Genomic DNA, 23,462 nt, shown 5'->3' on the forward strand with positions numbered 1-23,462 from the left:
CAACGACGTCCAGGCCGCCGCGATCCGCGCGCTCGCCCCGCACGTCGTCGGCCGGGACGTCCCGGAGGACGCGGCCGCGCTCGGCGACCTGTCCCGCACGCTCGTCGGCGACTCGCAGTTCCGCTGGCTGGGTCCGGAAAAGGGGGTCGCGCACATGGCCGTCGGGGCGGTGGTCAACGCCGCCTGGGACCTCGCCGCCCGCCGCGCCGGCCTGCCGGTCTGGCAGTTCGCGGCGCGGATGACGCCCGAAGAACTCGTGTCGCTGGTCGACTTCCGCTACCTGAGTGACGCGCTCACCGAAGCCGAAGCGCTCGACATCCTGCGCCGCGCCGAACCCGGCCGGGCCGAGCGCACGAAACAGCTGGAAACGAACGGCTACCGCGCCTACAGCACGTCCCCCGGCTGGCTCGGGTACGCGGACGCGAAGCTCGTGCGGCTCGCCGAACAGGCCGTCGCGGACGGCTTCGGGATGATCAAGCTGAAGGTCGGCGGCAACCTCGAGGACGACGTCCGGCGGATGAAACTGGCGCGGGAGACCGTCGGCCAGGACGTCCGGATCGCCGTCGACGCCAACCAGCGCTGGGACGTCCAGGCCGCGGTCACCTGGATGACCGCGCTCGCGCCCTACGACCCGTACTGGATCGAGGAGCCCACCTCCCCGGACGACGTCCTCGGCCACGCGGCGATCGCGAAAGCGCTGGCGCCCATCAAGGTCGCGACCGGTGAGCACGTCCAGAACCGCGTGGTCTTCAAGCAGCTGCTGCAGGCGGACGCGATTTCGGTGCTCCAGCTGGACGCCGCCCGGGTCGGCGGCTTCAACGAGAACCTGGCGATCCTGCTGCTGGCCGCCAAGTTCGGCGTCCCGGTGTGCCCGCACGCCGGCGGGGTCGGGCTCTGCGAGCTCGTCCGGCACCTGTCGATGTTCGACTTCGTGGCGGTGTCCGGCACCGACGCGGACCGCTCGATCGAGTGGGTCGACCACCTGCACGAGCACTTCACCGACCCGGCCGTCGTCGAGCGCGGCCGCTACCTGGCCCCGACCGCACCCGGGTTCTCCGCGCGCATGCACGACGCCACGCTGCGCCGGTTCCGGTTCCCGGACGGTCCCGAATGGACGGAGACCGCACGTGAGTGAATTCGAGGGCCTGGTGGCCGCCGTCACCGGAGGCGCCTCGGGCATCGGCAAGGCGGTGGCGAACCTGCTGGCCGAGCGCGGCGCGCAGGTGGCCGTCCTCGACTTGAAACCGGACGAAGACGGCTTCCGCTGCGACGTCGGCTCCGATCGGGAAGTCCGCGAAGCGATCGACGCCGTCGTGGACCGCTTCGGGCGCCTCGACATCCTCGTCAACAACGCGGGCATCGGCGCGCAGGGCGACGTCACCGCCAACGACGACGACGAGTGGCACCGCGTGTTCGACGTCAACGTCGTCGGCATGGTCCGGCTCGCGCGCGCCGCGCTGCCGCACCTCAGGAACTCGCCGTCCGCGGCGATCGTCAACACCTGCTCCATCGCGGCCTGGGCCGGCCTGCCCAGCCGCGCGCTCTACTCGGCCAGCAAGGGCGCGGTGCTCTCGCTGACCCTGGCCATGGCGACCGACCACCTGCCCGACCGCATCCGCGTCAACTGCGTGTGCCCGGGCACCGCGGACACCCCGTGGGTGGGCCGGCTGCTCGACGCCGCCGAAGACCCGGCGGCCGAACGCGCGGCCCTCGCGGCCCGCCAGCCGATGGGCCGGCTGGTCACCGCCGACGAGGTCGCGAACGCCATCGCGTACCTCGCCAGCCCCCTCTCCGCCTCGACCACCGGCACCGCCCTCGCGGTCGACGGCGGCATGTACGGCCTGCGTCCTCGCGGCCCGGTCCCACCCCAGTAAGACTTGATTTCCGCTGTCATCAAGGAGGATGCGGTGCGCGCTGTGCTATTCCAAAACAGGGTGATCCAGGTGGCCGCCACGGCCGCCGTCTGCGGCCTGGTACTGGCCGCCTGCGGGTCCACGAAGGACAACGCCGCGGCACCCGCCGCGGGCGGTGGCGCCGGCGGCAAGGTCGGCGCGACGCTGCCCCTGCTGACCTCGCCGTTCTGGCAGGCCTACAACAACTACGTGCCCAAGATGGCCAAGGAGGAGGGCGTCGACGTCCTCCCGACGGTCAACGCCGACAGCGACCCCGCGAAGCTGATCACCGACATCGGCACCTTCCTCAACCAGGGCGTCAAGGGCCTGGTCGTGACGCCGCTGGACTCGGCCGCCATCGTCGCCGGGCTCAAGCAGGCCGAGAACAAGGGCGTCCCGGTGGTCGCGGTCGACGTCGCTCCCGAGAGCGGCAAGGTCGCCATGGTGGTGCGGGCCGACAACAAGGCCTACGGCACCAAGGCCTGCGAAGCGATCGGCGAGAAGGTCAAGACCGGCAAGGTCGTGCAGATCATGGGCGACCTGGCCTCGGTCAACGGCCGCGACCGCTCGGAGGCCTTCCGCGACTGCATGAAGTCCAAGTACCCCGGCATCCAGGTGCTGGAGATCCCGGCCGAGTGGAAGGCCGACAAGGCGTCCTCCGGCCTGGACAGCATGCTGACCGCGAACCCGGACATCAAGGGTGTCTACATGCAGGCCGGCGGGGTCTACCTGGCCCCCACCGAGCAGGCGCTCAAGCGCAAGAACCTGTTCTTCCCGGTCGGGGACCCGAAGCACGTCGTGCTCGTCTCCAACGACGGCATCCCCCAGGAACTGGCCGCGATCCGCGCCGGCGAGCTGGACGCCACCGTGTCCCAGCCGGCCGACGCCTACGCGAAGTACGGCCTGTACTGGCTGAAGAAGGCCATGGCGGGCGAGACGTTCAAGGCCGGGCCGACCGACCACGGCAGCACCATCGTCGAAATCAGCCCCGGCATCCTCGAGGACCAGCTGCCCGCGCCCGTCATCACCAAGGACAACGTGGACGACAAGGCCCTCTGGGGGAACAACCTGTGACCGCGCTGCCCGCCGGCGAATCCGCCGTCCCGGTGGTCAGCGCCGTAGGTGTCGGAAAGCGCTACGGCCCGACCGTGGCGCTGCACGACGTCAGCCTCACCGTGCACCCCGGCGAGTCGCACGCGCTCGTCGGGCGCAACGGGGCCGGCAAGTCGACGCTCGTCTCCATCCTCACCGGCCTGTCCGCCACGGACACCGGGCACGTCGAGTTCGGCGGCGAGCCGGCCCCGCCACTGTCCAAACAGGACGAGTGGAAGGCGCGCGTCGCCTGCGTCTACCAGCACGCGATGGTCGTCCCGCAGCTCACCGTCGCCGAGAACCTGTTCCTCAACCGGCAGGCGGGCGGCGGGTTCTCGATCGGCTGGAAGTCGTTGCGGCGCAAGGCGCGTGAGCTCCTGGAGTCGTGGGACGTGCGAGTCGACGTCGACACCCCGGCCGGCGAGCTGTCGGTCGAGGACCGGCAGTTCGTCGAGATCGCCCGCGCGCTGTCCTACGGCGCCCGGTTCATCGTCCTCGACGAGCCGACCGCGCAGCTGGACAGCCAGGCCATCGAGCGGCTCTTCGAGCGGATGCGCCAGATGCAGGCGGGCGGGGTGACGTTCCTGTTCATCTCGCACCACCTGCACGAGGTCTACGAGGTCTGCCAGGCGGTGACCGTGCTGCGCGACGCGAAGCACGTCCTCACCGCACCGGTCGCCGAAGTGGGCCGCGCGGAACTGGTCGACGCGATGACCGGCGAGCCCGGTGGCCTGTCGGTCCGCGACGCGGCGTCCCGGGAGTCCCTCGAAGAGGACGCCGCGGAGATCCTTTCGGTCGACAGGCTGTCCGGTGACAGCTTCCGCGACGTCTCGTTCCGGCTGCGCCGCGGCGAAGTCGTCGGGCTCGCGGGCAGCAACGCCAGCGGGAAGCACCAAGTCGCCGAGACGGTATACGGCCTGCGGACGCCGTCCGCGGGAACGATCCGCGTGGACGACTCGCCGCTGCGGGCGGGCGACATCCCGGCGGCGCTGCGGGCGGGAATCGGCTGCGTCCCGCGCGACCGGCACCACGAGGGCCTGGTCCTGGAGCACTCGATCGCCGACAACGCGACGATGTCCATCTTGGACAAGCTGGGCCGTGGCGGGATCGCGTCGCCGCGGACCCGGTTCGCGCGGGCGTCGCAGGCTCTCGCCGACTACGACATCGTGGCCGCGAGCGCCGAGCAGCCCGTGTCGGACCTTTCCGGCGGCAACCAGCAGAAAGTCGTGCTGGCGCGGGCCCTGATCGGCGATCCGCGGGTCGTGGTGCTGATCAACCCCACGGCCGGGGTGGACGTGAAGTCGAAGGAGGCGCTGCTCGCGGTCGTCGACCGGGTGCGCGCCGAGGGCAAGGCGGTGCTGATCGTCAGCGACGAGCTCGACGACCTGCGCCTGAGCGACCGGGTCCTGGTGCTGCGCGCCGGGGCCGTGGTCGCCGAACACCAGGCCGGGTGGTCCGACGGCGACCTCGTGGCCGACATCGAAGGAGTCGAGCTTTCGTGACCGACGTGATGACCTCTCCGCAAACGGAGCTGCCCGCGCCACCCCGGCGCCGGAAAGCCGTCTGGCTGCGCGAACTCGCGCTGCTGCCCGCGCTCATCGTGGTGTTCGTCATCGGCGGCCTGGTCGACGACACGTTCGTCGGCTGGAGCAACATCGTCAGCATCCTGACCGCGTCGGCCGCGCTGTCGCTGGTCGTGCTGGGCGAGTCGCTGGTGCTGATCACCGGCAAGTTCGACCTGTCCCTGGAATCGACGATGGGCCTGGCGCCGGCCCTCGGCGCGATGGTCGTGCTCCCGGCGGCGTCGGCCGGCTTCGGCGTCGAGCTGCCCGCGGCGATCGGGCTGCTGGTGATCCCGCTGTGCGGGGCGCTGGTCGGGTTCGTCAACGGCTTCCTGATCGTGAAGCTGAAGCTGAACGCCTTCATCGTCACCCTCGCCATGCTCACCGTGCTGCGCGGGGTGCAGGTCGGCTCGACCAAGGGCAAGACGCTGTTCAACCTGCCCGACTCGTTCACCGACCTGGCGACGACGACGTTCCTCGGGCTGCCGATGTCGGTGTGGCTGGCGGCGCTGCTGTTCGCGGTGGCCGGCTGGGTGCTGCGCTACCACCGCGTCGGCCGCGCGCTGTACGCGATCGGCGGCAACCGCGAAGCCGCGCGGGCGGCCGGTGTGCGCGTCGACCGGATCGCGTGGGCGGTGTTCGTCGTCGCCGGGATCCTGGCGGCGATCGGCGGGCTCGCGTACACGGGCTATGTCGGTGCCCTGGGCGCGAACCAGGGCTCCGGGATGATCCTGCAGGTGTTCGCGGCGGCGGTGATCGGCGGCGTCTCCCTCGACGGCGGCAAGGGCACCCTGGTCGGCGCCCTCACCGGCGTCCTGCTGCTGTCGTCGGTGTCGAGCCTGCTCAACTACGCGCACGTCACGGCCGAGTGGCAGGGGGCGATCTACGGCGCCATCATCCTGGTCGCGCTGATCATCGCCCGGTACGCCGGTGGGAAGCCACAGACCTGACGCCCACCCGGTGAAGGTCCGACGTGTTCCGGAGGTAGGCGTGCTACGAGGCTTCCGCGGCCGGCTCGGCGTCCGAGTCGGGCACGGTCGGGTCGTCCGCGGTGCCCAGGGCGTTGCGCAGCCACTGCTCCACGCCCGCGACGTGCACGGTCGCCCACGAGCGGGCCAGTTCCGGCTCGCGCGCGGCGATGGCCTCGTAGATCGCCGTGTGCTGCTCGCGGGTCTTCGCGACCGCGCCCTCCTGGGTGAGCCCGCGCCAGATCCGGGCGCGGGCGGTCGGCCCGGAGAGGCTGTCGAGCAGCGAACACAGCACGGGGTTGCCGGAGCCGTCGGCGATCTTGCGGTGGAACTGCAGGTCGTTGGCGACCAGCGCCTCGACCGTCGGCGAGTCCTCCAGCTCGCTGAGCAGCGTGCCCAGCTCCGCGATGTCGGCGTCGCTCATGTGCAGCGCGGCCAGCGCGGTCGCGGCGGGCTCGAGGATCCGGCGGACGGCCAGGAAGTCCAGCACGGTGTCGTCGCGGTGGAAGTCGACCACGAACGTCATGGCGTCGAGCAGCAGGTTGGGCTCGAGGCTGGTGACGTACGTGCCGTCGCCCTGGCGGACGTCGAGGACCCTGATCAGGCACAACGCCTTGACGGCCTCGCGCAGGGAACTGCGCGAGAGCCCGAGCCGCTGGGCCAGCTCGGCTTCCTTCGGCAGCCGGTCGCCCGGCGCCAGCTCGCCGGAGATGATCATGTCCTTGATCTTGTCGATCGCGACATCGGTGACGGGCATCGCGTCCGCCCTCCCCTGCAACAGACCTCGGATGTTTCGGTGTTACTCCCCAGCGTGCCATGTCCCGGCGAAGGAGGGGCGATGACCCACCAGCGCACACCACAACGAGTGGCTCTGCACACCCGGCTCAAGCCCGGCAAGGAGGCCGAGTACGAGTCCGTCCACGCGGTCATCCCGGCGGAACTGGACACCGCCCTGCGCGAAGCCGGTGTCCACTCCTGGCGGATCTGGCGTAACGGACTCGACCTGTTCCACGTCCTCGAAGTCGACGACTACGCAGCGATGCGCGCGGCGTTGCGGGACCACCCCGCCAACGTCCCGTGGCAGGCCAGGATGGCCGAGCTGCTGGCCGTCGAGGACGACTACTCCGGCGGCGACACCGGCATCGGGCTGGTCTGGGAACTGCCGGTGAAGGAGTGACGGCGTTGGAACTCTCCCTTTCCCCGCTGGGGCTCGGCTGCGCGCAGCTGGGCAACCTCTACCACGCGATCAGCGACGAGACGGCGGCCGCGACCGTCCGGCGCGCGTGGGACGAGGGCGTCCGCTACTTCGACACCGCGCCGCACTACGGCCTCGGCCTGTCGGAGACCCGGCTCGGCGCGGCGCTGCGCGCGTACCCGCGGGACGAGTACGTGCTCTCGACGAAGGTCGGGCGGGTGCTGGAGCCGAACCCGGAGGGGGCCGGCGCCCGGGACGACCAGGGCTTCGCCGTCCCGGCCGCGTACAAGCGCCGGTGGGACTTCAGCCGCGACGGCGTCCTGCGGTCCCTGGACGACAGCCTGACGCGGCTCGGGCTGGACCGCGTCGACATCGTCTACGTCCACGACCCCGACGAGCACTTCGAGGAGGCGGTTTCGGGGGCGTTCCCGGCGCTGCGGGAGCTGCGGGAGCAGGGCGTGATCCGCGCGTTCGGCGCCGGGATGAACCAGGCGCCGATGCTGGCCGAGTTCGTCCGCCGCACCGACCTCGACGTCCTGCTGGTGGCCGGCCGCTACACGCTGCTCGACCAGCCCGCGCTGGACGAGCTGTTCCCGCTGTGCGCCGAGCGGGACGTCCGGGTGGTGGCCGGGGGCGCGTTCAACGGCGGGATCCTGGCGACCGCCGAACCGGGCCGGGTCTACGACTACGCCGAAGCGCCGCCGGAGCTGGTCGAGCGGGCCGGGCGGATCGCGGAGATCTGCGCGCGCCACGGCGTCGAGCTGCCGGAAGCGGCGCTGGCGCTGCCGATGGGGCATCCCGCGGTGGCGTCGGTGGTCGTGGGCGCGCATGATCCGGACCAGGTCGGCGTGAACGCGCGGCGGGCGCGGGCGGTCGTGCCGACGGCCCTGTGGACCGAGCTGATCGACGCGGGACTGCTGCGCGCCGACGTCGTCATCGCCGAAGGAGTCTCATGATCGACGCGCACCACCACCTGTGGGACCCGTCGCGGCGCGAGTACCCGTGGATGACGGGGGACGCCATGGACCCGATCCGCCACCCGTACACGGTCGACGACCTGCGCGCGGTGACGAAGGCGTCGGGGGTGCATGCGACGATCCTGGTCCAGACGGTGTCGTCGGAAGAGGAGACCGCCGAGTTCCTCGCGACGGCGGCCGCGGAGCCGGTGATCGCGGGCGTGGTCGGCTGGGTGGACCTCACCGCTCCGGACGTCGTCGACCGGCTGGCCGCCCTCGACGGCCCCTTGGCCGGCGTCCGGCACCAGGTGGAGAACGAGCCGGACGACGACTGGCTGCTGCGTCCCGAGGTGATGGCCGGGCTGAGCGCGGTCGCGGCGGCGGGCCTGGCGTTCGACCTGCTGGTCCGGCCCGCGCAGCTGCCGGCCGCGGCCGAGGTGGCGTTGCGCCTGCCGCACCTGCGCCTGGTCCTGGACCACGCGGCGAAGCCCCCGATCGCGGCGGGGGAGTGGGAGCCGTGGGCGTCCGCCGTGGCGGCGCTGGCGGTGCGCGAAAACGTCGTCTGCAAGCTGTCCGGGCTGGTCACCGAAGCGGACTGGACGGGCTGGGAGGTCTCTCACCTGCGCCGGTACGTCGACCACGTGCTGGACGTGTTCGGCCCGGAGCGCCTGCTGTTCGGCTCGGACTGGCCGGTCTGCGAACTGGCGGCGTCCTACGAGGTGGTCCTCGACGCGGCGGTCGCCCTGACGGGCTCGCTGTCGGACGCCGAGCGCCTGGCCGTCTTCGAGCACAACGCTCGGACGGCCTACAAGCTGGATGCGGGCGGGGCGACGTCCTCCAGGGGGTAAAAGAGGTCACCCCGCCCGCCCGCAGGGGGTGGTCTGTCAGAACTCGTCGTCGCGGATCATGCCGCGCAGCCGGGTCAGGGCGCGGTGCTGCGTCACGCGGACGTTGCCCGCGGAGATCCCGAGCGCTTCGGCGGTTTCGGTCGCCGAGAAGCCGACGGCGATGCGCAGGGTCAGGATCTCCTGCTGCACCCGGGGCAGGGAGGCGAGCAGCCGGCCGAGGCGGGCGCCGAGGTCGAGGTGCAGCGCGTGGGACTCGGGTTCGTTGCCGGCGACCAGCGGGCGCTCCGGGAGCTCGGGAACGGGCTCGGAGCGGTCGCGGGCGACGGCGCGGTAGGCGTCGGCGACCTTGTTCGCCGCGATCGCGTGGACCAGGTAGAGGAAGGAGCCGCCGCGGTCCTGGTAGTCGGGCAGGGCCTTGAGCACGGCGAGGCAGACCTCCTGGGCGACGTCGTCGGCCGACAGGTAGGAGAGGTCGCGGCCGCCCATGCGGGCGCGGCAGTAGCGGACCACCACCGGTTCGATCATCTGCAGCAGCGAGTGGATCGCCGCCGGGTTGCCCTCGCCCGCGTCCTTGACGAGGGGGTCGAGGTCCTCCTTGGTGAGCCGTCCGCCCGGGCGGGGCATCGACTCTGGAGTGCGATAATCGCGAAGGCTGGAAGCGGATTGTTCGGTGGTACTCGGCGGTGCTGTCATGGTCGTCTCCCCGGCCGACCCTCGACCGTCGCTGCCGGGGGTTCAACACTCCGTAACTGATCCATCGCAGAGGCTCCGGTTGATCGGGGCACATCTGCGGTCCGTGCGACGCAGGGTAATCGTAAGCACCTCCAGGCGGGTCAGTCCAGATTTCAACGACCAATACCCCGTTAGCAGTATCGACCGTGATGTTCCCGCGACCCGGACCCGCACATTGCGATTAATCGGTTTCAGGATGTGCCGAGTTCACTCGTCAGTGGAAGACGACCACGGAAGTGGCGGTCACGGTCACGGCGAGCGACGCGATGGCGGGCAGGAGACGGCTCGGCGGGCCCGGTTCGGTGGCTCGCAAGGCCCGTTCGCGGCGCATCCCGATGGCCGCTAGCAGGGCAGATGTCCCGGCGGCGAGCAAAACGGGGACCAGCGTGCCACCCCAATGGCGCTGGGCGGCGGAATGCAGGAGCAGTACCGTGCAAGCGGCGGACGCCAGCGCGGTCCGCCGCCAGGCGAGCCCGGTCCGCTCGGCCTGAGCGCCCGCGGGGGTGGTCACGGCCGGATCTCGGACGGTGTGTCGGTAGTTTTGACGTCACGATAATCGCGAACCGGCGGTATTCGCGTCGGAAGGGCCCGCTCGCCCGCCTCGGCCGGCCCGGCTCGCCGGGTGGCCGGACCGGTTTTCCCGGCCGTCACCGTCCGCTTCCATTCGTCTCACTCACGAGACCACCAGCAGCACGGCCGCGGCGACGATCAGCGCCAGCAGCCCGCCCGTCAGCGCCAGGATCATCCAGCTCCGCGGCAGCGGCTCCCCGGCGCGCATCGCGATCTGCACCCGCCGCCAGCGCGGGTAGGCGGTCGCGGCGAGGACGGCGGCCAGCGCGACGCACAATCCGGCGAGGACGGTGCTGGCCGCGGCCGGCGACGGCACCAGCTGGTGGACGGCCACGCCGCCGGCGAGCAACCCGAGGGCGGTGCGCAGCCAGGCGAGGAAGGTGCGTTCGTTGGCCAGCGTGAAGCGGTAGTCCGGTTCGGTGCCGCCCGCGTGGGGCTTGATGTCGTCCGGCTTGCTGTCGTCCGGGGTCACGTCCGCAGACGCTAGCCGGTGTGGGCCGCCGTGGCCGGTTCGGTGCGGTGCGCGAAGACCCACCAGCGCAGCACGGCGAACCGCACGAACCCGCCGACCAGGCTGGCCAGCAGCAGGGTGCCGGTTTCCTCCCACGACGTCGGCCGGTCGACGAAGGCGCCGAGCAGGGCCAGCACGGCCGAGCCGTACAGGGCGTAGAAGGCGAAGGTGAGCAGGTCCTGCAGGTGTCGCTTCCCGGCGTTGCTGGGCCGTCCGGCGAAGGTGACGCGGCGGTGGAACTCGGTGTTCCCGACGGTGGTGAGCGCGATCGCGACCAGGTTCGCGACCTGGGAGCCGAGCTCGTCGCGCAGCAGGAGGAACAGAACGGCCTGGACGCCGGTTGTCACTACGCCGGCCACGACGTACCACGCGGCGTGCGTGCCGAGCTCGTGGTGCCGGTCCGGGTCGGTGGCGAGCAGCCGGTGGTCCGGTGCGCACCTGGTGGTGGCCATGATCCCAACCTAGCTGACATTCACAAACTTGTGAATGTGTTAAACCGGTTGAAGAAATGTGATCCCGGCGACACCGCGGGGTTTCGCCGCCCCGCCGCCCGGGGTAGGTCACCGGCGAGGGGATGTTGCCGATGCGCCAGGAGGGCCAGTGAGTGATCGTGACTCGGCCGAACCGCAGAGCTTGAGCCCCAGCGAAGCGCTGGACGAGGACGAGCTGCGCGTGGATTCGCTCGAGGAGGGCATCGAGCCGCCCGAGCACTGGAGCGCGGCCGACCGGTACGGCACCACGCCCCGGGAGATCCGCGAAGGCGAGCCGATGGACCAGCGCCTGGCCGAAGAGCTCCCGGACGCCGAGCCGGAGCCGGTCCCGGAGCGCCCGCTCGCGGCCACCCCGGCGGCGGAGCTCGACGAGACGATCGAAGACGCGCCACCGGACTTCGAGCCGGTTGTGGCGGAGGACACGGTGCCCCGCCGCCACTCGAACCAGGGCCGCCGCGAAACCACGGACTACGCGGGCGAATCGGTGGCGGACGCCATCCGCGCGGCCCGGCAGGGCTGATCCGCTCAGACTGCACGTCCGTTCGGACGCCCCTAGCGTGGGGCTGCATCGGACCGCGACGAAGGGAAGGCCGAAAATGCTGACCGTGACCGAAGCCGCCGCCGAGGCGATCACTGCTCTGACGAGCCAGGGTGAGGGCGACGCCGGGCTCCGCCTGGCGGTCCAGAACGCCGACGGCGAAAGCGCCCAGCTGGCGCTGTCGGTGGCCCCCCAGCCGGCAGAGGGCGACAGCGTGCTGGGAGAGGACCAGGGCCCGAAGGTGTTCCTCGAGCCCCAGGCGGCAGCGCTGCTGGACGACAAGGTCCTGGACGTCCAGGAGGACGAAGCGGGCGGCGTGGCTTTCGCCGTGCTGCCCCAGCACACGAGCTGACCGCGGCGGACGGGCCTTTCGCCGTCGGGCGCGGAAGGTCCGTTCGCCCGTGCGCTTTTCCGCCGCTCGCTCGACTTCCGGGCGAATCGCGCTCAGACCTGGTGCACCCGCGCGGCGGCGTGCGTCGGCGGGATCACCCGCTGGACGCGCCGGCTTCGGCCACGGGCCGGTCGGGCACCAAGCAGCTTCGCGCGATCCTCGCCGACTCCGGGCCGATCGTGGCCCGGGGTGAGCGCCAACACCCGCCGCCCGCCCGGTTGGCCGCCTCCGCCCTGCGCTACCTCTCCTGCCAGGCGCGCACCAGCTCCGCAGCCCGGCCCCGCAGCAACTCCGCCGCATGGCTCCGGGCGTGGTCCAGTGAAGGTGCGTGGTCGATCAGCGCGCTGCTCCCCACCACCCCCAGCCGCGCCAAGCCCGCCGCGTCGAGCTGGATCCGGCCGGCCAGCACCATCAACGGCACTCCGCGCGGCCTCGCGCGGTCGGCGATTCCCGCCGGGGCCTTGCCGTTCAGGCTCTGCTCGTCCAGCGAGCCCTCGCCCGTGATGACCAGATCCGCTCCCTCCAGCGCCGCGTCCACCCCGGTCAACCCCGCGATGAGGTCGAACCCGGACTCGACGCTCGCCCCGAGCGCGATCGCCGCCGCCGCGACCCCGCCGCCGGCGCCCGATCCCGGCACCCGCGTGACGTCCGGCGCGCCGCCCACCTGCAGTGCGTGCCCCCACCGCGTCAATCCCTCGTCGATCAGCGCGACCTCCTCCGGCCCCGCACCCTTCTGCGGCCCGAACACCGCCGCCGCGCCTTCCGGGCCCAGCAGCGGGTTCGTCACGTCGGTCGCGACCGCCACGCGCACGCCGTCCAGCCGCTCGCGCACCGGCGTCAGCTCCGTCGACGCCACCCGCGTCAGCGTCCCGCCGCCCAGGCCGACCGGCGCACCGAACGCGTCGAGCACGCCGGCGCCCAGCGCCCCGAGCATCCCGGCCCCGCCGTCGGTGCTGGCTGTGCCGCCGACCGTGAGCACCAGCCGTTTCGCGCCGTGCACCAGCGCGTCCGCCAAGAGCTCGCCGACACCCCAGGTGTGCGCGGCCAGCGCTGTCGCCGGCGAAGGCTCGACGAATTCGATCCCGCAAGCGCGCGCGGATTCGATGTACGCGGTGCCTTCCAGCACCGCATACCGCGCCTGGACCGGCTCCTCGAGCGGCCCGCGAACCGTCATCCGCACGATCCGCGCGCCCGCGGCTTCCAGCACGTCGAGGGTGCCTTCGCCGCCGTCGGCGACGGGACAGGTGACGATTTCCGCGTCCGGCAAGGCATCGCGCACGCCGAGCGCGATCGCCTCCGCGGCCTCGACCGCGGTGAGACTGCCCTTGAACTTGTCGGGCGCGATGACGATCCGGGTCACGGCTTCACCTCCGTCAGCGGGGGACGCCCGGCGAGCACCGCCGCGACGTTGCGCGCGGCCAGCACGGCCATCGCGGTGCGGGTCTCGACCGTCGCCGAGCCCAGGTGCGGGCTGAGCACGACGTCGTCCCGGCCGAGCAGCCGCGGTTCGACCTCGGGTTCCTTCTCGAACACGTCGAGCGCGGCCCCGGCGATCTCCCCGGCCTCCAGCGCATCGGCCAGCGCGGCCTCGTCGACGACCGGGCCGCGGGTCGTGTTCACCAGGTACGCCCCGGGTTTCATGGCGCGCAACGCGGCGGCGTCGACCAGGTGCCGCGTCTCGGGCGTCAGCGGGCAGTGCAGCGAGACGACGTCCGAGCGCGCCAGCAGCTCCCCGAACGACACGTACTCGGCTTCGGTGTCCTGTTTGGACCGTCCGGAGTAGACGACCGACATCCCGAACGCCGCCGCCCGGTGCGCCACCGCCCGCCCGATCTGCCCGAACCCGACGATGCCCAGCGTCTTCCCCTGCAGCCCGGAGCCGAGCAGGAAGCCGAGGTGGAACGACCACGGCGTGCGCGACCGCAGCAGCCGTTCGCCCTCGCCGATCCGCCGGGTGACGGCGAGCAGCAGCCCGAACGCGAGGTCGGCCGTGGCATCGGTGAGCACACCCGGCGTGTTCGTGACGACGACCCCGCGGGAAGCCAGCGCCGCCACGTCGACGTTGTCGTACCCGACGGCGACGTTCGCGACCACCTTCAGCTCCGGACCGGCGGCGTCGGCCAGCGCGCCGTCGAGCCGGTCGTGCAGCATCCCGACCACGGCCGCCGCGCCGCGGACGAACTCGTGCAGTTCCGCAGGGGTCAGCGGACGATCGGCGGGGGAGACCTCCACGTCGCCTGCCTCGGCGAGGAGCTTCACCGCGTCGTCGGGAATCCATCGGGTCACCGCGATCTTGGCCACGACGACAGCCTAGGCCAAGCCACCGACAATTCAGCCGACCCGCGTCAGCCGCACCACCGCGCTCGCGTACCCGCTACCGGGAAAGCCGACGTCCAACCCGTGGCTCAGCAACACAGCGCCGTGGTGCACCTCGCCGTCCTGGTCGCGGTACGACCCGGCCGGATCCAGCCCGGCGAGCCGCGGCGGGGTGAACGGCCGCGCGAATTCGGTGGGCCGCCGCCAGAAGAAGACGACAGCGGAATCACCGAGCACGTACTGCACGGCCGTCAGCGCCGAGACCGCCGGATCGGCCAGCCGGTACAGCGTGCCGTGCTGCACCACGGGCCGGATCTCCTTGTACAGCGCCACGAGCGACGCCGCTTCGGCGAGTTCGTCCGGCGTCCAGCGCGGCAGATCGCCGCCCAGGCCGAGGACCCCCGCCATCGCCACGTGGAAGCGGAAACTCAGCGGGGCCTCGCGCCGGGTCGCCGGGTTCGGGCTGTCGGTCACCCAGGCGGACATCGTCCCCGCCGGGTAGATCTGCCCGTAGCCGTGCTGGATGGTGATCCGGTCGGCCGCGTCGGTGTTGTCCGACGCCCAGATCTCGTCGGTGCGCGCGAGGATCCCCAGGTCGGTGCGCCCGCCGCCGCCCGCGCACCCCTGGATCCGCAGGTCCGGGTGGTCGGCACGCAGCCGGTCCAGGATCGCGTACACCGCCCGGATGTGGCCGACCCACAGCCGCTGCGCGTCCGGGCCCGCCTCGGGCCAGCCGGCCTCGGTGAACGCGCGGTTCATGTCCCACTTGAGGTAGTCGATGCCGTGCTCGCCGACCAGGCCGTCGAGCCACTTGTGCGCCCAGTCCGCGACTTCCGGCCGCGCGAAGTTCAGCACGAGCTGGTTGCGCAACGTCGTCCGCGACCGGTGGGCCATGTGCAGCACCCAGTCCGGGTGCGCGCGGTAGAGGTCGCTGTCCGGGTTGACCATCTCCGGCTCGACCCACAGCCCGAACTGCATCCCGTGCGCGTGGACGGCGTCGACCAGTGGCCGCAACCCGCGCGGGAAGCGCTGGTCGTTGGCGATCCAGTCGCCGAGCCCGGCCGCGTCGCCGGTGCGGGCGCCGAACCAGCCGTCGTCCATGACGAACAGTTCCGCGCCCAGCCGGGCGGCGGCCGCGGCGAGCTCGGTTTCGTTCCGCTCGTCGACGTCCCAGCCGGTCGCCTCCCAGGAGTTGTAGACGATCGGCCGCAGCTCGTCCGGGTGCGGCTGGACGAACTCGCGGACGTAGGCGTGCCACCGACGGCTGGTCCCGCCGAAGCCGTCGGCCGCGTAGAGCCCGGCGAACACCGGCGTCTCCCACGTTTCGCCCGGCTGCAGCCGCCAGGCGACGTGCTCGTGCCCGAACCCGCCGGTCCACGTGACGCGGCCGGTGTGCGTGCGCTCCACGGTGATCCGCCAGCTCCCGCTCCAGGCCAGCGCCGACGACCACACCTCGCCGAGGGTCTCCGTCGCGTCGCCCGCGTCGAGCATCACCCACGGGTTGACCTGGTGGCTGGAGGCGCCGCGCCGGCTGGTGAGCGTGGTTTCGCCGACCGGCAGCGGTTCGCGCAGCACGCCGTACTCGGCGCTCCACGCCCCGGACGTCCGGCTCAGCCGCGCGCCTTCGCGGCGGGGGAGCGTCCACGACGCGGAATCGGTGCGCAGCAACGCGATCGGCTCGCCGGAACCGGTGTGCCGCAGCGACGTCCAGCGTTCGACGACGTCACCGCGGACGCGGTAGTGCAGGGACAGCTCCAGGGGGTAGTGCCGGTCGGCGAGCCGCACGACGAGCGTGTCGTCTTCGAGCGCGAAGCCGTCGTAGCGCCACTCGAGCGCCGAAGTTCCGTCGGCGTACTGCACCGCCAGTGCCGCGACGCCGAAGAACGCGCCGCCCTCGGCGGGGAGCTCCTGCCGTTCGTCGCCGGGCTCGTCGAAGCTGCTGTCGGCCGGGTTGCGGCGCGCGGCGACCTGCGTGGCCTGGGCCAGCGTCAGCGGCGGGCCCCAGTGGACGTGCCGCGGGCGGTCGTCGGGGTCCAGCCGGAAGGCGTACGAGCTCTCGGGGGTGCGCAGCAGCCAGAGCCGGCGCGCGGGATCGTGTTCGACGAGCGACATGCCCGCCAGCGTAGAGCTGACCAGCGCAAAAATAAATTCTTGACGAAGTTAATTAATCCGGCCTAGCCTTCCCGCCATGCCTCGCAGTGCACCGGCAAGGGCGCCGATCACCAGTCCTGCGGCCGCGACCGTGTTCACCACGGTCCTGACCGAAGGGCCGGTGTCCCGCGTCGACGTCGCCCGCCGCACCGGGCTCTCCTCCGCCGCGGTCACCAAGGCCGCCCGGCCCTTCATCGAAGCCGGCTACCTCGAAGAACTCACCTCCGGCGGCCGCACCGCCCCCGGTGCCGGCCGCCCGGCGAACCCCCTGGCCATCCGCCCGGACCGGGAGTACTTCGTCGGCGTCAAGATCACCGGCGACGACCTCATCGGCGTCGTCACCGACCTGCGCGCCGACGTCCGGGCCAGCGCCCACCACGCCCTGACCAGCCACGACGTCGGGCACGTCGTGCAGGCGCTGGCCGACCTCGTCGGGGAGCTGCTGTCCGGCGATCTCCGCGAGCGTGCCTACTGCCTGGGTGTCGCGGTGTCCGGCGACGTCGACCGCGCGTCCGGCGTCGTCCGGTACTCCCCGTTCCTCGGCTGGCGGGACGTCCCCCTGGCTTCCCTCCTGGAAGAGGCCACCGGGCTCTCGGCGACCCTGGAAAACGACGTCAAGGCCCTCGCCGTGGCCGAGCAGTGGTTCGGCGAAGGCGTCGGTGCGTCGTCGTTCGCGCTGGTCACGGTGGGAACGGGGATCGGCAGCGCGCTCGTGGTGAACGGCGACCTGATCCGCGGCGCGCACGGCGTCGCGGGCGAGATCGGGCACGTCCCGGTCGCCGACGGCGGGCCGCCGTGCCACTGCGGTGGCCGCGGCTGCGTCGAGGCGATCGCGTCCACCGAGGCGATCCTGACCCTCGCTCGCGACGTCTCGGGGGAACCCGGACTGACCATGGAAGACGCGGTGGCGCGGGCTCGCGGCGGCGATGAACCGCTGCGCGGGGTGTTCGCCGGGGCGGGGCACGCGATCGGGCTCGGCCTGGCCGCGCTGGTCAACCTGTTCGGCCCGGAGCGGGTGGTCGTCTCCGGGGAAGGTGTCGCCACCTACGACCTGTTCGAGGAGCAGATCCGCCGGACCTTCGCGGTCCAGGCGTTCGGCAGTGCCGCCCGGTGCGGCCTGGTGATCCGGCCACTGCCGTTCGAGGAGTGGGCGCGGGGCGCGGCCGCCGTCGCCATCCAAAGCCTTTTCGCCGCCGAGAGCGTCTAAGGAGTCCCTGTGAGCCCCATGAATCGCCGAAGCTTCCTGGTCGGTTCCGTCCTCTTCGCCGGGGGAGCGGCCCTCGCGGGCTGCACCTCCGACCCGTTGAACAAGAACGCCTCTTCGGGGGCGAAGACCACGTTGCAGCAGTGGTACCACGCGTACGGCGAATCCGGGACGCAGCAAGCGGTCCAGCGGTACGCGCAGGAGTTCACCAAGGCCAACCCGGACATCGCGATCAACGTCAGCTGGATCGCCGGCGACTACGAGACCAAGCTGAACTCGGCGATGCTCACCGCGCAGGCGCCGGACCTGTTCGAGCTCGGCGACTTCCGGTACCAGAACGTCAAGAACGGCCTGCTCGCGCCGCTTGACGACGTTGTCGGCCCGGTCAAGGCCGACTTCAGCCCGGCCGCGCTGGACACGGTCACCGTCGACGGCAAGATCTACGGCGTCAAGATGATCGACGACGTCATGATGCTGTACTACCGCAAGAGCGCGCTGCAGGCCGCGGGCATCCAGCCGCCGCAGACGTTCGCCGAGCTCCTCGAAGCCACGCGGAAGCTGAACAACGGCAAGCAGAAGGGCCTCTACGTCGGCACCGACGGCGTCGGCGAAGCCGCGACGCTCCTGCTCTGGTCGTCCGGCGGCGACTTCTTCGACGCCAGCGGCAGGAAGGTCGCGTTCGCCTCGCCCGAGGCGATCGCCGCGATCGGCGGGCTCAAGCAGCTGCACGACACCGGCGGCCTGCTCCAGGGCTATCCGACCGACTGGTCCGACCCGGGCGCGTTCGCCAACGGCGCCACCGCCATGCAGTGGGGCGGACTGTGGTCGCTGCCGGACATCGAAAAGGCCCTCGGTGACGACTTCGGCGTCGTCGCGTGGCCGAAGTTCGGGGACGCGGGCAAGCCGGTCGCGCGCGTCGGCGGCTGGTACCAGCTCGCGAACGCCAAGTCGGCGAACCTGGACGCCGTCAAAAAGTACATCGACTGGCTGTGGATCAAGAACGCCGACCTGCAGAAGGACTGGTGCGTCAAGTACGGCTTCCACATCCCGGCCCGCAAGGAGGTCGCGGCGCGGACGACCGAGTTCTCGAGCGGGCCCGCGAAGGACGCCGTGACGATCTCGCAGCAGTTCGGGAAGTCCTACTCGGGGCTGTGGAACAAGGCGTCGGCGACGCTGTTCCTGCAGGCCGCGACCAAGATCGCGAACGGGCAGGCCGACCCGGCCGCCGAGCTCGGCGACGCGGCGAAAAAGGCGCAGGCCGAAGTCGACAAGCAGCTGGCATGACGGCCGTGGTGGAGGCCCCGGTGGTTCCGTCGGCGCCGGCGAAGAAGCGGCGCCGGCGTCGCGACTGGCGGGCCATCGGCGCGTTCGCGGTGCTGACCGGGCCGGTCGTGTTCGGGCTGGGGCTGTTCAAGTACGTCGCCATCGGCTGGAGCTTCCTGCTCAGCTTCAGCGACGCCCGCGGCACCATCACGCTCGGGAACTGGATCGGCTTCGGCAACTATGCGTTCCTCCTGGGCGACGACGCCTTCCTGACATCGTTGACGACGATCGCGGTCTTCACCGTCTTCATCGTGCCGATCACCTTCGTCGCCTCGCTCGGCCTCGCGGTGCTGGTCAACAGCATCAAGCGCGGCAAGGCGTTCTTCCGGACGGTGTTCCTGATCCCGGCCGCGGTGTCGTACGTCGTCGCGGCGCTGGTGTGGAAGATGGCGCTGTTCAACGGCCTGCCCTCCGGCGTCGCGAACGTCGTCGGCGGGCTGTTCGGCGCCGATCCGGTGCCGTGGCTGTCGACGACGAGCCCGCCGGTGTACTGGGTCGCGGTCGTCACCCTGCGGCTGTGGCTGCAGGTCGGGCTGTACATGATCCTCTTCCTGGCCGGGCTGCAGGCGATCTCGCCGACGTTGTACGAGGCCGGTGCGCTGGACGGCACGACGAAGTGGCAGGCGTTCCGGTACCTCACGCTGCCGCAGCTGCGGAACACGTCCGTGGCGGTGCTGCTGCTGATCCTCATCGCCGCGTTCCAGGCGTTCGACGAGTTCTACAACCTGTTCGGCACCGGGCTTTCCGGCACGGCGACCGCGCCGGTGAAGCCGCCGCTGGTCTACCTGTACGACTCCGCGCTCGGCGACCAGAACTACGGCGTCGGCTCGGCGGGGGCGTTCCTGCTGACGGTGATCATCGTCGTGATCACGCTGCTGCAGGGCCGGTTCGCCGGCTTCGGGAAGAAGGACTGATGGCCGTCGTCGCGGTGCCCCGGAAAGCGCCGAAGTACGTTCTCGCGTCGGTGCTTTCGGTGATCTTCCTGCTGCCGTTCTACATCATGCTGCGCAACGCGCTGATGACGCGGCAGCAGGTCGGCTCGCCGGACTGGTCGTGGCTGCCGGACCCGCTGTCGTGGGTCAACTTCGGTGACCTGTTCGCCGACGCCTCGGTGCCCATGGCGCACTCGTTGTGGAACTCGTTACTGGTCGCCGCGGTGACCGCCCCGGTCGCCACGCTCTTCGGCTCGATGGCCGGGTACGCGCTGGCCAGGATCGACGTCCCGGGCCGTCGGGCCGTGTTCACCTACGTGCTGGTCACGCTGATGATCCCGCAGTCGGTGACGTTCGTGCCGACGTTCGTCGTGGTCGGTTCGCTGGGCGGGGTCAACACCGAGTGGGGCATCATCGCGCCGAACCTGTTCAGCGCGTTCACGGTGCTCCTGTTCCGCAACTTCTACCTGCGGTTCCCGGCCGAGATCGAGGAGGCCGGGCGGCTCGACGGGCTCGGCTACCTCGGCGTCTACCGGCGCCTGGTCCTGCCGAACTCCGGCAGCATGATCGCCTCGCTCGGGGCGCTGATGTTCATCGAAAGCTGGAACGCGTTCCTGTGGCCCCTCGTGATCGGGCAGGACCCGTCGTCGTGGACCGCGCAGATCGCCCTCTCGACGTTCCTGACCGCGCAGTCGGTCAACCTGCCGGCGCTGTTCGCCGGCGCTCTGGTCACCATCGCGCCGCTGGTCGCGATGTTCCTGGTCGCCCAGCGGTTCATCGTTCGCGGGATCGCGGCGAGCGGGCTCAAGGAGTAGGTCCCCTCACCGAGGAGTGTTCAATGAAGCGCCTCCTTTCCGTTTTCCTCTCTGTGCTCGGGCTGTTCTCACTGGTCGTCCCGCCGGCCGACGCGCGGACGCCGTTCGTCGAGCCGTTCATGGGCTGGAGCAGCTGGAGCCTCGAGTCGTCGACCCGCGCGGGTTACGGCACTTCGTGGCTGAACGAGTCGCACATCCGCGACGCGGCTTCGGCGATGGCTTCGAAGCTCAAATCCGCCGGCTACACCTACGTCAACATCGACTCGGGCTGGAACGCCTCCCAGTCGTGGGTCTTCCACACCGACGTCAACGGCATCCCCGACCCCGATCCGACGCGGTTCCCCTCCGGGATCCCGGCGCTGGCGTCGTACGTGCACTCGCTCGGGCTGAAGCTCGGCCTGTACGCCGTGACCGGGCTCGAGAAGGAGGTCTACGACAAGAACGCGCCGATCCTCGGGACGTCGTGCCACGCGCAGGACATCGCGTACCGGCCGCTGACGCCGTCGAACGGCTGGGGCGGCAACTGGAAGGTCGACTTCACGAACCCGTGCGCGCAGAAGTACTACGACTCGATCGTGGCCCGCTTCGCGTCCTGGGGCGTCGACTTCGTCAAGGTCGACGGGACGACCGCCGACAACGTCCCCGACATCCGGGCCTGGTCCACGGCCATCGACCACTCGCGGCGGCCGATGTGGCTGACCGCGAGCGCGTGGCCGGTGCCGCGGTCCATCGGCTCCGCGCTGGCTCCGTACGCGAACGGCGTGCGCGTCGACACGGACATCGAGTGCTACTGCGAGACGGTGTCCACCTGGGACAGCTCGGTGAAGGCGCGGTGGGCGGACCTGCCGGGCTGGCTGGGGGTGTTCGGGCCGCAGTACCGGCCGGATCTGGACTCGATGCCGATCAGCAACAACACCGGGTCCGGCATCCAGGACGGGATCTCCGACGTCGAGCGGCAGAGCGTGATGACGTTCTGGTCCATGGCGTCGTCGCCGCTGTACGTGGGGGGAGACATCTGGTTCCTGGACGCCTCCGCCGTGTCGATCCTGACGAACCCCGAGGTCATCGCGGTCGACCACGCCGGTTCCTACCCGGCGCAGGTCACCGGCGGGGATCACCAGGTGTGGAAGAAGCGGGCGCCGGACGGCCGGTGGTACGCGGCCGTCTACAACCTCGGTGCCACACTCGCGGACATCCCGGTGGACCTCGGGATGCCTGGGGCGCGACCGGTGCGTGACCTCGTCGCGCGCAAGGACCTCGGGCGGTTCCGGGGCTCGTGGACGGCTGCCGCGGTGCCGCCGCACGGCTCGCGGTTGATCCGGATCGGCTGACTGTTCTTGCCGAAGGGGACTCTTCTCGCTGTCCGGGCGAGAAAAGTCCCCTTCGACGTGCGTGCGTCATCCATTGGGTGGAAGACACCTGGTCGGGCCCCCGCCCACCGTGCTATGTTCGCTGGCAGAACGGGTGTGCGTGATGCGAACAGTGCGGAGGGTGGAGATGGCGGCGCTGCTGTCACTGGAGGAGGCCGTGGCCCGGCTGGTGCACGACGGCGACACCGTCGCGCTCGAAGGGTTCACGCACCTCATCCCGGTCGCGGCCGGGCAGGAGATCATCCGGCAGCGCCGGCGTGACCTCACGCTGGTGCGGATGACCCCGGACATCGTGTACGACCAGCTGATCGGCGCCGGCTGCGCGCGCAAACTGATCTTCTCGTGGGGTGGCAACCCGGGAGTCGGCTCGCTGCACCGTTTTCGCGACGCCGTCCAGCACGACTGGCCGGTGCCACTGGAGATCGAGGAACACAGCCACGCGGGCATGGCGAACCGGTACGTCGCCGGCGCGTCCGGCCTGCCGTTCGCGGTGCTGCGCGGCTACACGGGCACCGACCTGCCGGCGCAGACCGCCACGATCAAGCCGATCACCTGCCCGTTCACCGGCGAGAAGCTGACGGCGGTACCGGCCTTGAACCCGGACGTCTCGATCGTCCACGCCCAGCGCGCCGACCGCTCCGGCAACGTGCAGATGTGGGGCATCACGGGCGTCCAGAAGGAAGCGGTGCTGGCGGCGAAGCGGTCTTTGGTGACGGTCGAGGAGATCGTCGACGAGCTGGAGCCCCGCCCGGGCGCCGTGGTCCTTCCGGCGTGGGTGGTCACGGCGGTGGCCGAGGTTCCCGGCGGCGCGAAGCCGTCGTACGCGGCGGGGTACTACGAGCGGGACAACGCGGCGTACCAGGCGTGGGACGAGGTCGGGCGCGACCGCGAGGAGTTCACGAAGTGGCTGAACGAGCTGACCGGGGTGACGGCATGAGCGCGGAGTACACCGCCGACGAGATGATGAGCGTCGCGGCGGCCCGCGCCCTCGGCGACGGCATGTCCTGCTTCGTCGGCATCGGCCTGCCGAGCAAGGCGGCGAACCTCGCCCGCCGCGCGCACGCGCCGGACCTGACGCTGATCTACGAATCCGGCTGCCTCGGCGCCAAGCCGTCCCGCCTGCCCCTCTCCATCGGCGACGGCGAGCTGGCCGACACGGCGGACGCGGTGATCAGCGTGCCGGAGGTGTTCAACTACTGGCTTCAGCCGGGCCGCATCGACGTGGGCTTCCTCGGGGCGGCCCAGCTGGACAAGTTCGGCAACATCAACACGACGGTGATCGGCTCGGACTACCACGACCCGAAGGTCCGCCTCCCGGGAGCGGGCGGCGCCCCGGAGATCGCAGCCTCGTGCGGCGAGGTGTTCATCGTCCTGCGCCAGAACCCGCGCGCGTTCGTGGAGAAGGTCGATTTCGTGACGTCGTTCGGCCACGGCACCGGCAAGGGCGACCGGGAGAAGCTCGGCCTCCCCGGCCGCGGCCCGACGCTGGTGGTGACGGACCTGGGCCTGCTCCGTCCCGACCCGGAGACGGCCGAGCTCACCCTCACCGAGCTGCACCCGGGCGTCGACCTGGACAAGGTCGTGGCGGCGACGGGCTGGAAGCTG

Annotated in this window: 25 protein-coding genes; 17 read left to right on the forward strand and 8 right to left on the reverse strand. The window is 71.3% G+C overall.

The window, feature by feature from the left end; all coding sequences use genetic code 11:
• From CCN39_RS09245 to CCN39_RS09265, 5 genes are all read left to right on the forward strand, one after another.
• The coding region (locus tag CCN39_RS09245; RefSeq protein WP_086840343.1) for an enolase C-terminal domain-like protein at positions 1-1,135 on the forward strand (1,135 nt) is incomplete at its 5' end.
• On the forward strand, positions 1,128-1,874 hold the full coding sequence (locus CCN39_RS09250) for an SDR family NAD(P)-dependent oxidoreductase (RefSeq protein WP_086840345.1): 747 nt from the start codon (positions 1,128-1,130) through the stop codon (positions 1,872-1,874). The genes CCN39_RS09245 and CCN39_RS09250, both read left to right, overlap by 8 nt.
• Before the next feature lie 60 nt (positions 1,875-1,934).
• Positions 1,935-2,966 (forward strand): sugar ABC transporter substrate-binding protein, encoded by a 1,032-nt coding sequence (locus CCN39_RS09255; protein ID WP_086840347.1) that lies wholly within the window; start codon positions 1,935-1,937, stop codon positions 2,964-2,966.
• Complete coding sequence (locus CCN39_RS09260; protein WP_086840349.1) at positions 2,963-4,486, forward strand: sugar ABC transporter ATP-binding protein; 1,524 nt, start codon at positions 2,963-2,965, stop codon at positions 4,484-4,486. The genes CCN39_RS09255 and CCN39_RS09260 overlap by 4 nt, the downstream gene beginning before the upstream one ends.
• Positions 4,483-5,496: an ABC transporter permease gene (locus tag CCN39_RS09265; RefSeq protein WP_086840351.1), complete on the forward strand. Its 1,014-nt coding sequence runs from the start codon at positions 4,483-4,485 to the stop codon at positions 5,494-5,496. The genes CCN39_RS09260 and CCN39_RS09265 overlap by 4 nt, the downstream gene beginning before the upstream one ends.
• Before the next feature lie 43 nt (positions 5,497-5,539).
• Here the strand turns inward: CCN39_RS09265 and CCN39_RS09270 are convergent, their stop codons facing one another.
• A complete protein-coding gene (locus CCN39_RS09270) occupies positions 5,540-6,271 on the reverse strand; it encodes a FadR/GntR family transcriptional regulator (RefSeq protein ID WP_086840353.1) in 732 nt (243 codons plus the stop codon).
• A gap of 81 nt (positions 6,272-6,352) precedes the next feature.
• Between CCN39_RS09270 and CCN39_RS09275 the strand changes: the two genes are divergently transcribed.
• The 3 genes from CCN39_RS09275 to CCN39_RS09285 are packed head-to-tail and all read left to right on the forward strand — an operon-like array spanning position 6,353 to position 8,513.
• Positions 6,353-6,691: an L-rhamnose mutarotase gene (locus CCN39_RS09275; protein ID WP_167455021.1), complete on the forward strand. Its 339-nt coding sequence runs from the start codon at positions 6,353-6,355 to the stop codon at positions 6,689-6,691.
• A gap of 5 nt (positions 6,692-6,696) precedes the next feature.
• Positions 6,697-7,665 (forward strand): aldo/keto reductase, encoded by a 969-nt coding sequence (locus CCN39_RS09280; protein ID WP_086840357.1) that lies wholly within the window; start codon positions 6,697-6,699, stop codon positions 7,663-7,665.
• Positions 7,662-8,513, forward strand: coding sequence for an amidohydrolase family protein (locus tag CCN39_RS09285; protein ID WP_086840359.1), 852 nt, complete (start codon positions 7,662-7,664; stop codon positions 8,511-8,513). Before CCN39_RS09280 ends, CCN39_RS09285 begins: the two co-directional genes overlap by 4 nt.
• A 36-nt stretch (positions 8,514-8,549) precedes the next feature.
• On the opposite strand, the gene shbA is transcribed toward CCN39_RS09285, so the two are convergent.
• From shbA to CCN39_RS09305, 4 genes are all read right to left on the reverse strand, one after another.
• A complete protein-coding gene (gene shbA / locus CCN39_RS09290; RefSeq protein ID WP_086840361.1) occupies positions 8,550-9,137 on the reverse strand; it encodes an RNA polymerase sigma factor ShbA in 588 nt (195 codons plus the stop codon).
• Positions 9,138-9,459: 322 nt separating this feature from the next.
• Positions 9,460-9,756: a DUF202 domain-containing protein gene (locus CCN39_RS09295; protein WP_086840362.1), complete on the reverse strand. Its 297-nt coding sequence runs from the start codon at positions 9,754-9,756 to the stop codon at positions 9,460-9,462.
• Positions 9,757-9,918: 162 nt separating this feature from the next.
• A complete protein-coding gene (locus CCN39_RS09300; protein WP_086840364.1) occupies positions 9,919-10,287 on the reverse strand; it encodes a YidH family protein in 369 nt (122 codons plus the stop codon).
• 11 nt (positions 10,288-10,298) lie between these two features.
• Positions 10,299-10,778 (reverse strand): GtrA family protein, encoded by a 480-nt coding sequence (locus CCN39_RS09305; RefSeq protein WP_086840366.1) that lies wholly within the window; start codon positions 10,776-10,778, stop codon positions 10,299-10,301.
• A gap of 148 nt (positions 10,779-10,926) precedes the next feature.
• On the opposite strand from CCN39_RS09305, the gene CCN39_RS09310 reads away from it, so the two are divergent.
• Together CCN39_RS09310 and CCN39_RS09315 are read left to right on the forward strand one after the other, a co-directional pair.
• On the forward strand, positions 10,927-11,337 hold the full coding sequence (locus tag CCN39_RS09310) for a hypothetical protein (RefSeq protein ID WP_086840368.1): 411 nt from the start codon (positions 10,927-10,929) through the stop codon (positions 11,335-11,337).
• Positions 11,338-11,413: 76 nt separating this feature from the next.
• Positions 11,414-11,707: an iron-sulfur cluster biosynthesis family protein gene (locus CCN39_RS09315; protein WP_086840370.1), complete on the forward strand. Its 294-nt coding sequence runs from the start codon at positions 11,414-11,416 to the stop codon at positions 11,705-11,707.
• 277 nt (positions 11,708-11,984) lie between these two features.
• Here CCN39_RS09315 and CCN39_RS09320 read toward each other — a convergent pair whose 3' ends face one another.
• The 3 genes from CCN39_RS09320 to CCN39_RS09330 are packed head-to-tail and all read right to left on the reverse strand — an operon-like array spanning position 11,985 to position 16,174.
• Complete coding sequence (locus CCN39_RS09320; RefSeq protein ID WP_086840372.1) at positions 11,985-13,106, reverse strand: glycerate kinase; 1,122 nt, start codon at positions 13,104-13,106, stop codon at positions 11,985-11,987.
• Positions 13,103-14,047, reverse strand: a complete 945-nt coding sequence (locus CCN39_RS09325) for a 2-hydroxyacid dehydrogenase (RefSeq protein ID WP_086840374.1) — start codon at positions 14,045-14,047, stop codon at positions 13,103-13,105. Before CCN39_RS09325 ends, CCN39_RS09320 begins: the two co-directional genes overlap by 4 nt.
• Before the next feature lie 30 nt (positions 14,048-14,077).
• Positions 14,078-16,174: an alpha-galactosidase gene (locus CCN39_RS09330; protein ID WP_086840376.1), complete on the reverse strand. Its 2,097-nt coding sequence runs from the start codon at positions 16,172-16,174 to the stop codon at positions 14,078-14,080.
• Positions 16,175-16,250: 76 nt separating this feature from the next.
• Here CCN39_RS09330 and CCN39_RS09335 point away from each other — a divergent pair, with 76 nt between their 5' ends.
• From CCN39_RS09335 to CCN39_RS09365, 7 genes are all read left to right on the forward strand, one after another.
• Positions 16,251-17,420 (forward strand): ROK family protein, encoded by a 1,170-nt coding sequence (locus CCN39_RS09335; RefSeq protein WP_244210681.1) that lies wholly within the window; start codon positions 16,251-16,253, stop codon positions 17,418-17,420.
• A gap of 18 nt (positions 17,421-17,438) precedes the next feature.
• On the forward strand, positions 17,439-18,701 hold the full coding sequence (locus CCN39_RS09340; RefSeq protein ID WP_086840380.1) for an ABC transporter substrate-binding protein: 1,263 nt from the start codon (positions 17,439-17,441) through the stop codon (positions 18,699-18,701).
• Positions 18,698-19,654 (forward strand): carbohydrate ABC transporter permease, encoded by a 957-nt coding sequence (locus tag CCN39_RS09345; RefSeq protein WP_086840382.1) that lies wholly within the window; start codon positions 18,698-18,700, stop codon positions 19,652-19,654. The genes CCN39_RS09340 and CCN39_RS09345 overlap by 4 nt, the downstream gene beginning before the upstream one ends.
• Positions 19,654-20,487, forward strand: coding sequence for a carbohydrate ABC transporter permease (locus CCN39_RS09350; protein WP_086840384.1), 834 nt, complete (start codon positions 19,654-19,656; stop codon positions 20,485-20,487). Before CCN39_RS09345 ends, CCN39_RS09350 begins: the two co-directional genes overlap by 1 nt.
• A gap of 23 nt (positions 20,488-20,510) precedes the next feature.
• Complete coding sequence (locus CCN39_RS09355; RefSeq protein WP_244210683.1) at positions 20,511-21,818, forward strand: glycoside hydrolase family 27 protein; 1,308 nt, start codon at positions 20,511-20,513, stop codon at positions 21,816-21,818.
• Between the two features lie 166 nt (positions 21,819-21,984).
• On the forward strand, positions 21,985-22,794 hold the full coding sequence (locus CCN39_RS09360; protein ID WP_086840386.1) for a CoA transferase subunit A: 810 nt from the start codon (positions 21,985-21,987) through the stop codon (positions 22,792-22,794).
• The coding region (locus CCN39_RS09365) for a CoA-transferase subunit beta (RefSeq protein ID WP_086840388.1) at positions 22,791-23,462 on the forward strand (672 nt) is incomplete at its 3' end. The genes CCN39_RS09360 and CCN39_RS09365, both read left to right, overlap by 4 nt.

The sequence above is a fragment of the Amycolatopsis kentuckyensis genome, assembly GCF_002155975.1.
Classification (GTDB): Bacteria; Actinomycetota; Actinomycetes; order Mycobacteriales; family Pseudonocardiaceae; genus Amycolatopsis; species Amycolatopsis kentuckyensis.

What these genes read in the sequence shown, in the direction of transcription:
- CCN39_RS09285 (WP_086840359.1), top strand. Translation starts at nt 7,662, where the DNA reads ATGATCGACGCGCACCACCACCTGTGGGACCCGTCGCGGCGCGAGTAC.
- CCN39_RS09270 (WP_086840353.1), bottom strand. Translation starts at nt 6,271, where the DNA reads ATGCCCGTCACCGATGTCGCGATCGACAAGATCAAGGACATGATCATC.
- CCN39_RS09350 (WP_086840384.1), top strand. Translation starts at nt 19,654, where the DNA reads ATGGCCGTCGTCGCGGTGCCCCGGAAAGCGCCGAAGTACGTTCTCGCG.
- CCN39_RS09340 (WP_086840380.1), top strand. Translation starts at nt 17,439, where the DNA reads ATGAATCGCCGAAGCTTCCTGGTCGGTTCCGTCCTCTTCGCCGGGGGA.
- CCN39_RS09275 (WP_167455021.1), top strand. Translation starts at nt 6,353, where the DNA reads ATGACCCACCAGCGCACACCACAACGAGTGGCTCTGCACACCCGGCTC.
- CCN39_RS09360 (WP_086840386.1), top strand. Translation starts at nt 21,985, where the DNA reads ATGGCGGCGCTGCTGTCACTGGAGGAGGCCGTGGCCCGGCTGGTGCAC.
- CCN39_RS09330 (WP_086840376.1), bottom strand. Translation starts at nt 16,174, where the DNA reads ATGTCGCTCGTCGAACACGATCCCGCGCGCCGGCTCTGGCTGCTGCGC.
- CCN39_RS09335 (WP_244210681.1), top strand. Translation starts at nt 16,251, where the DNA reads ATGCCTCGCAGTGCACCGGCAAGGGCGCCGATCACCAGTCCTGCGGCC.
- CCN39_RS09355 (WP_244210683.1), top strand. Translation starts at nt 20,511, where the DNA reads ATGAAGCGCCTCCTTTCCGTTTTCCTCTCTGTGCTCGGGCTGTTCTCA.
- shbA (WP_086840361.1), bottom strand. Translation starts at nt 9,137, where the DNA reads ATGCCCCGCCCGGGCGGACGGCTCACCAAGGAGGACCTCGACCCCCTC.
- CCN39_RS09315 (WP_086840370.1), top strand. Translation starts at nt 11,414, where the DNA reads ATGCTGACCGTGACCGAAGCCGCCGCCGAGGCGATCACTGCTCTGACG.
- CCN39_RS09305 (WP_086840366.1), bottom strand. Translation starts at nt 10,778, where the DNA reads ATGGCCACCACCAGGTGCGCACCGGACCACCGGCTGCTCGCCACCGAC.
- CCN39_RS09345 (WP_086840382.1), top strand. Translation starts at nt 18,698, where the DNA reads ATGACGGCCGTGGTGGAGGCCCCGGTGGTTCCGTCGGCGCCGGCGAAG.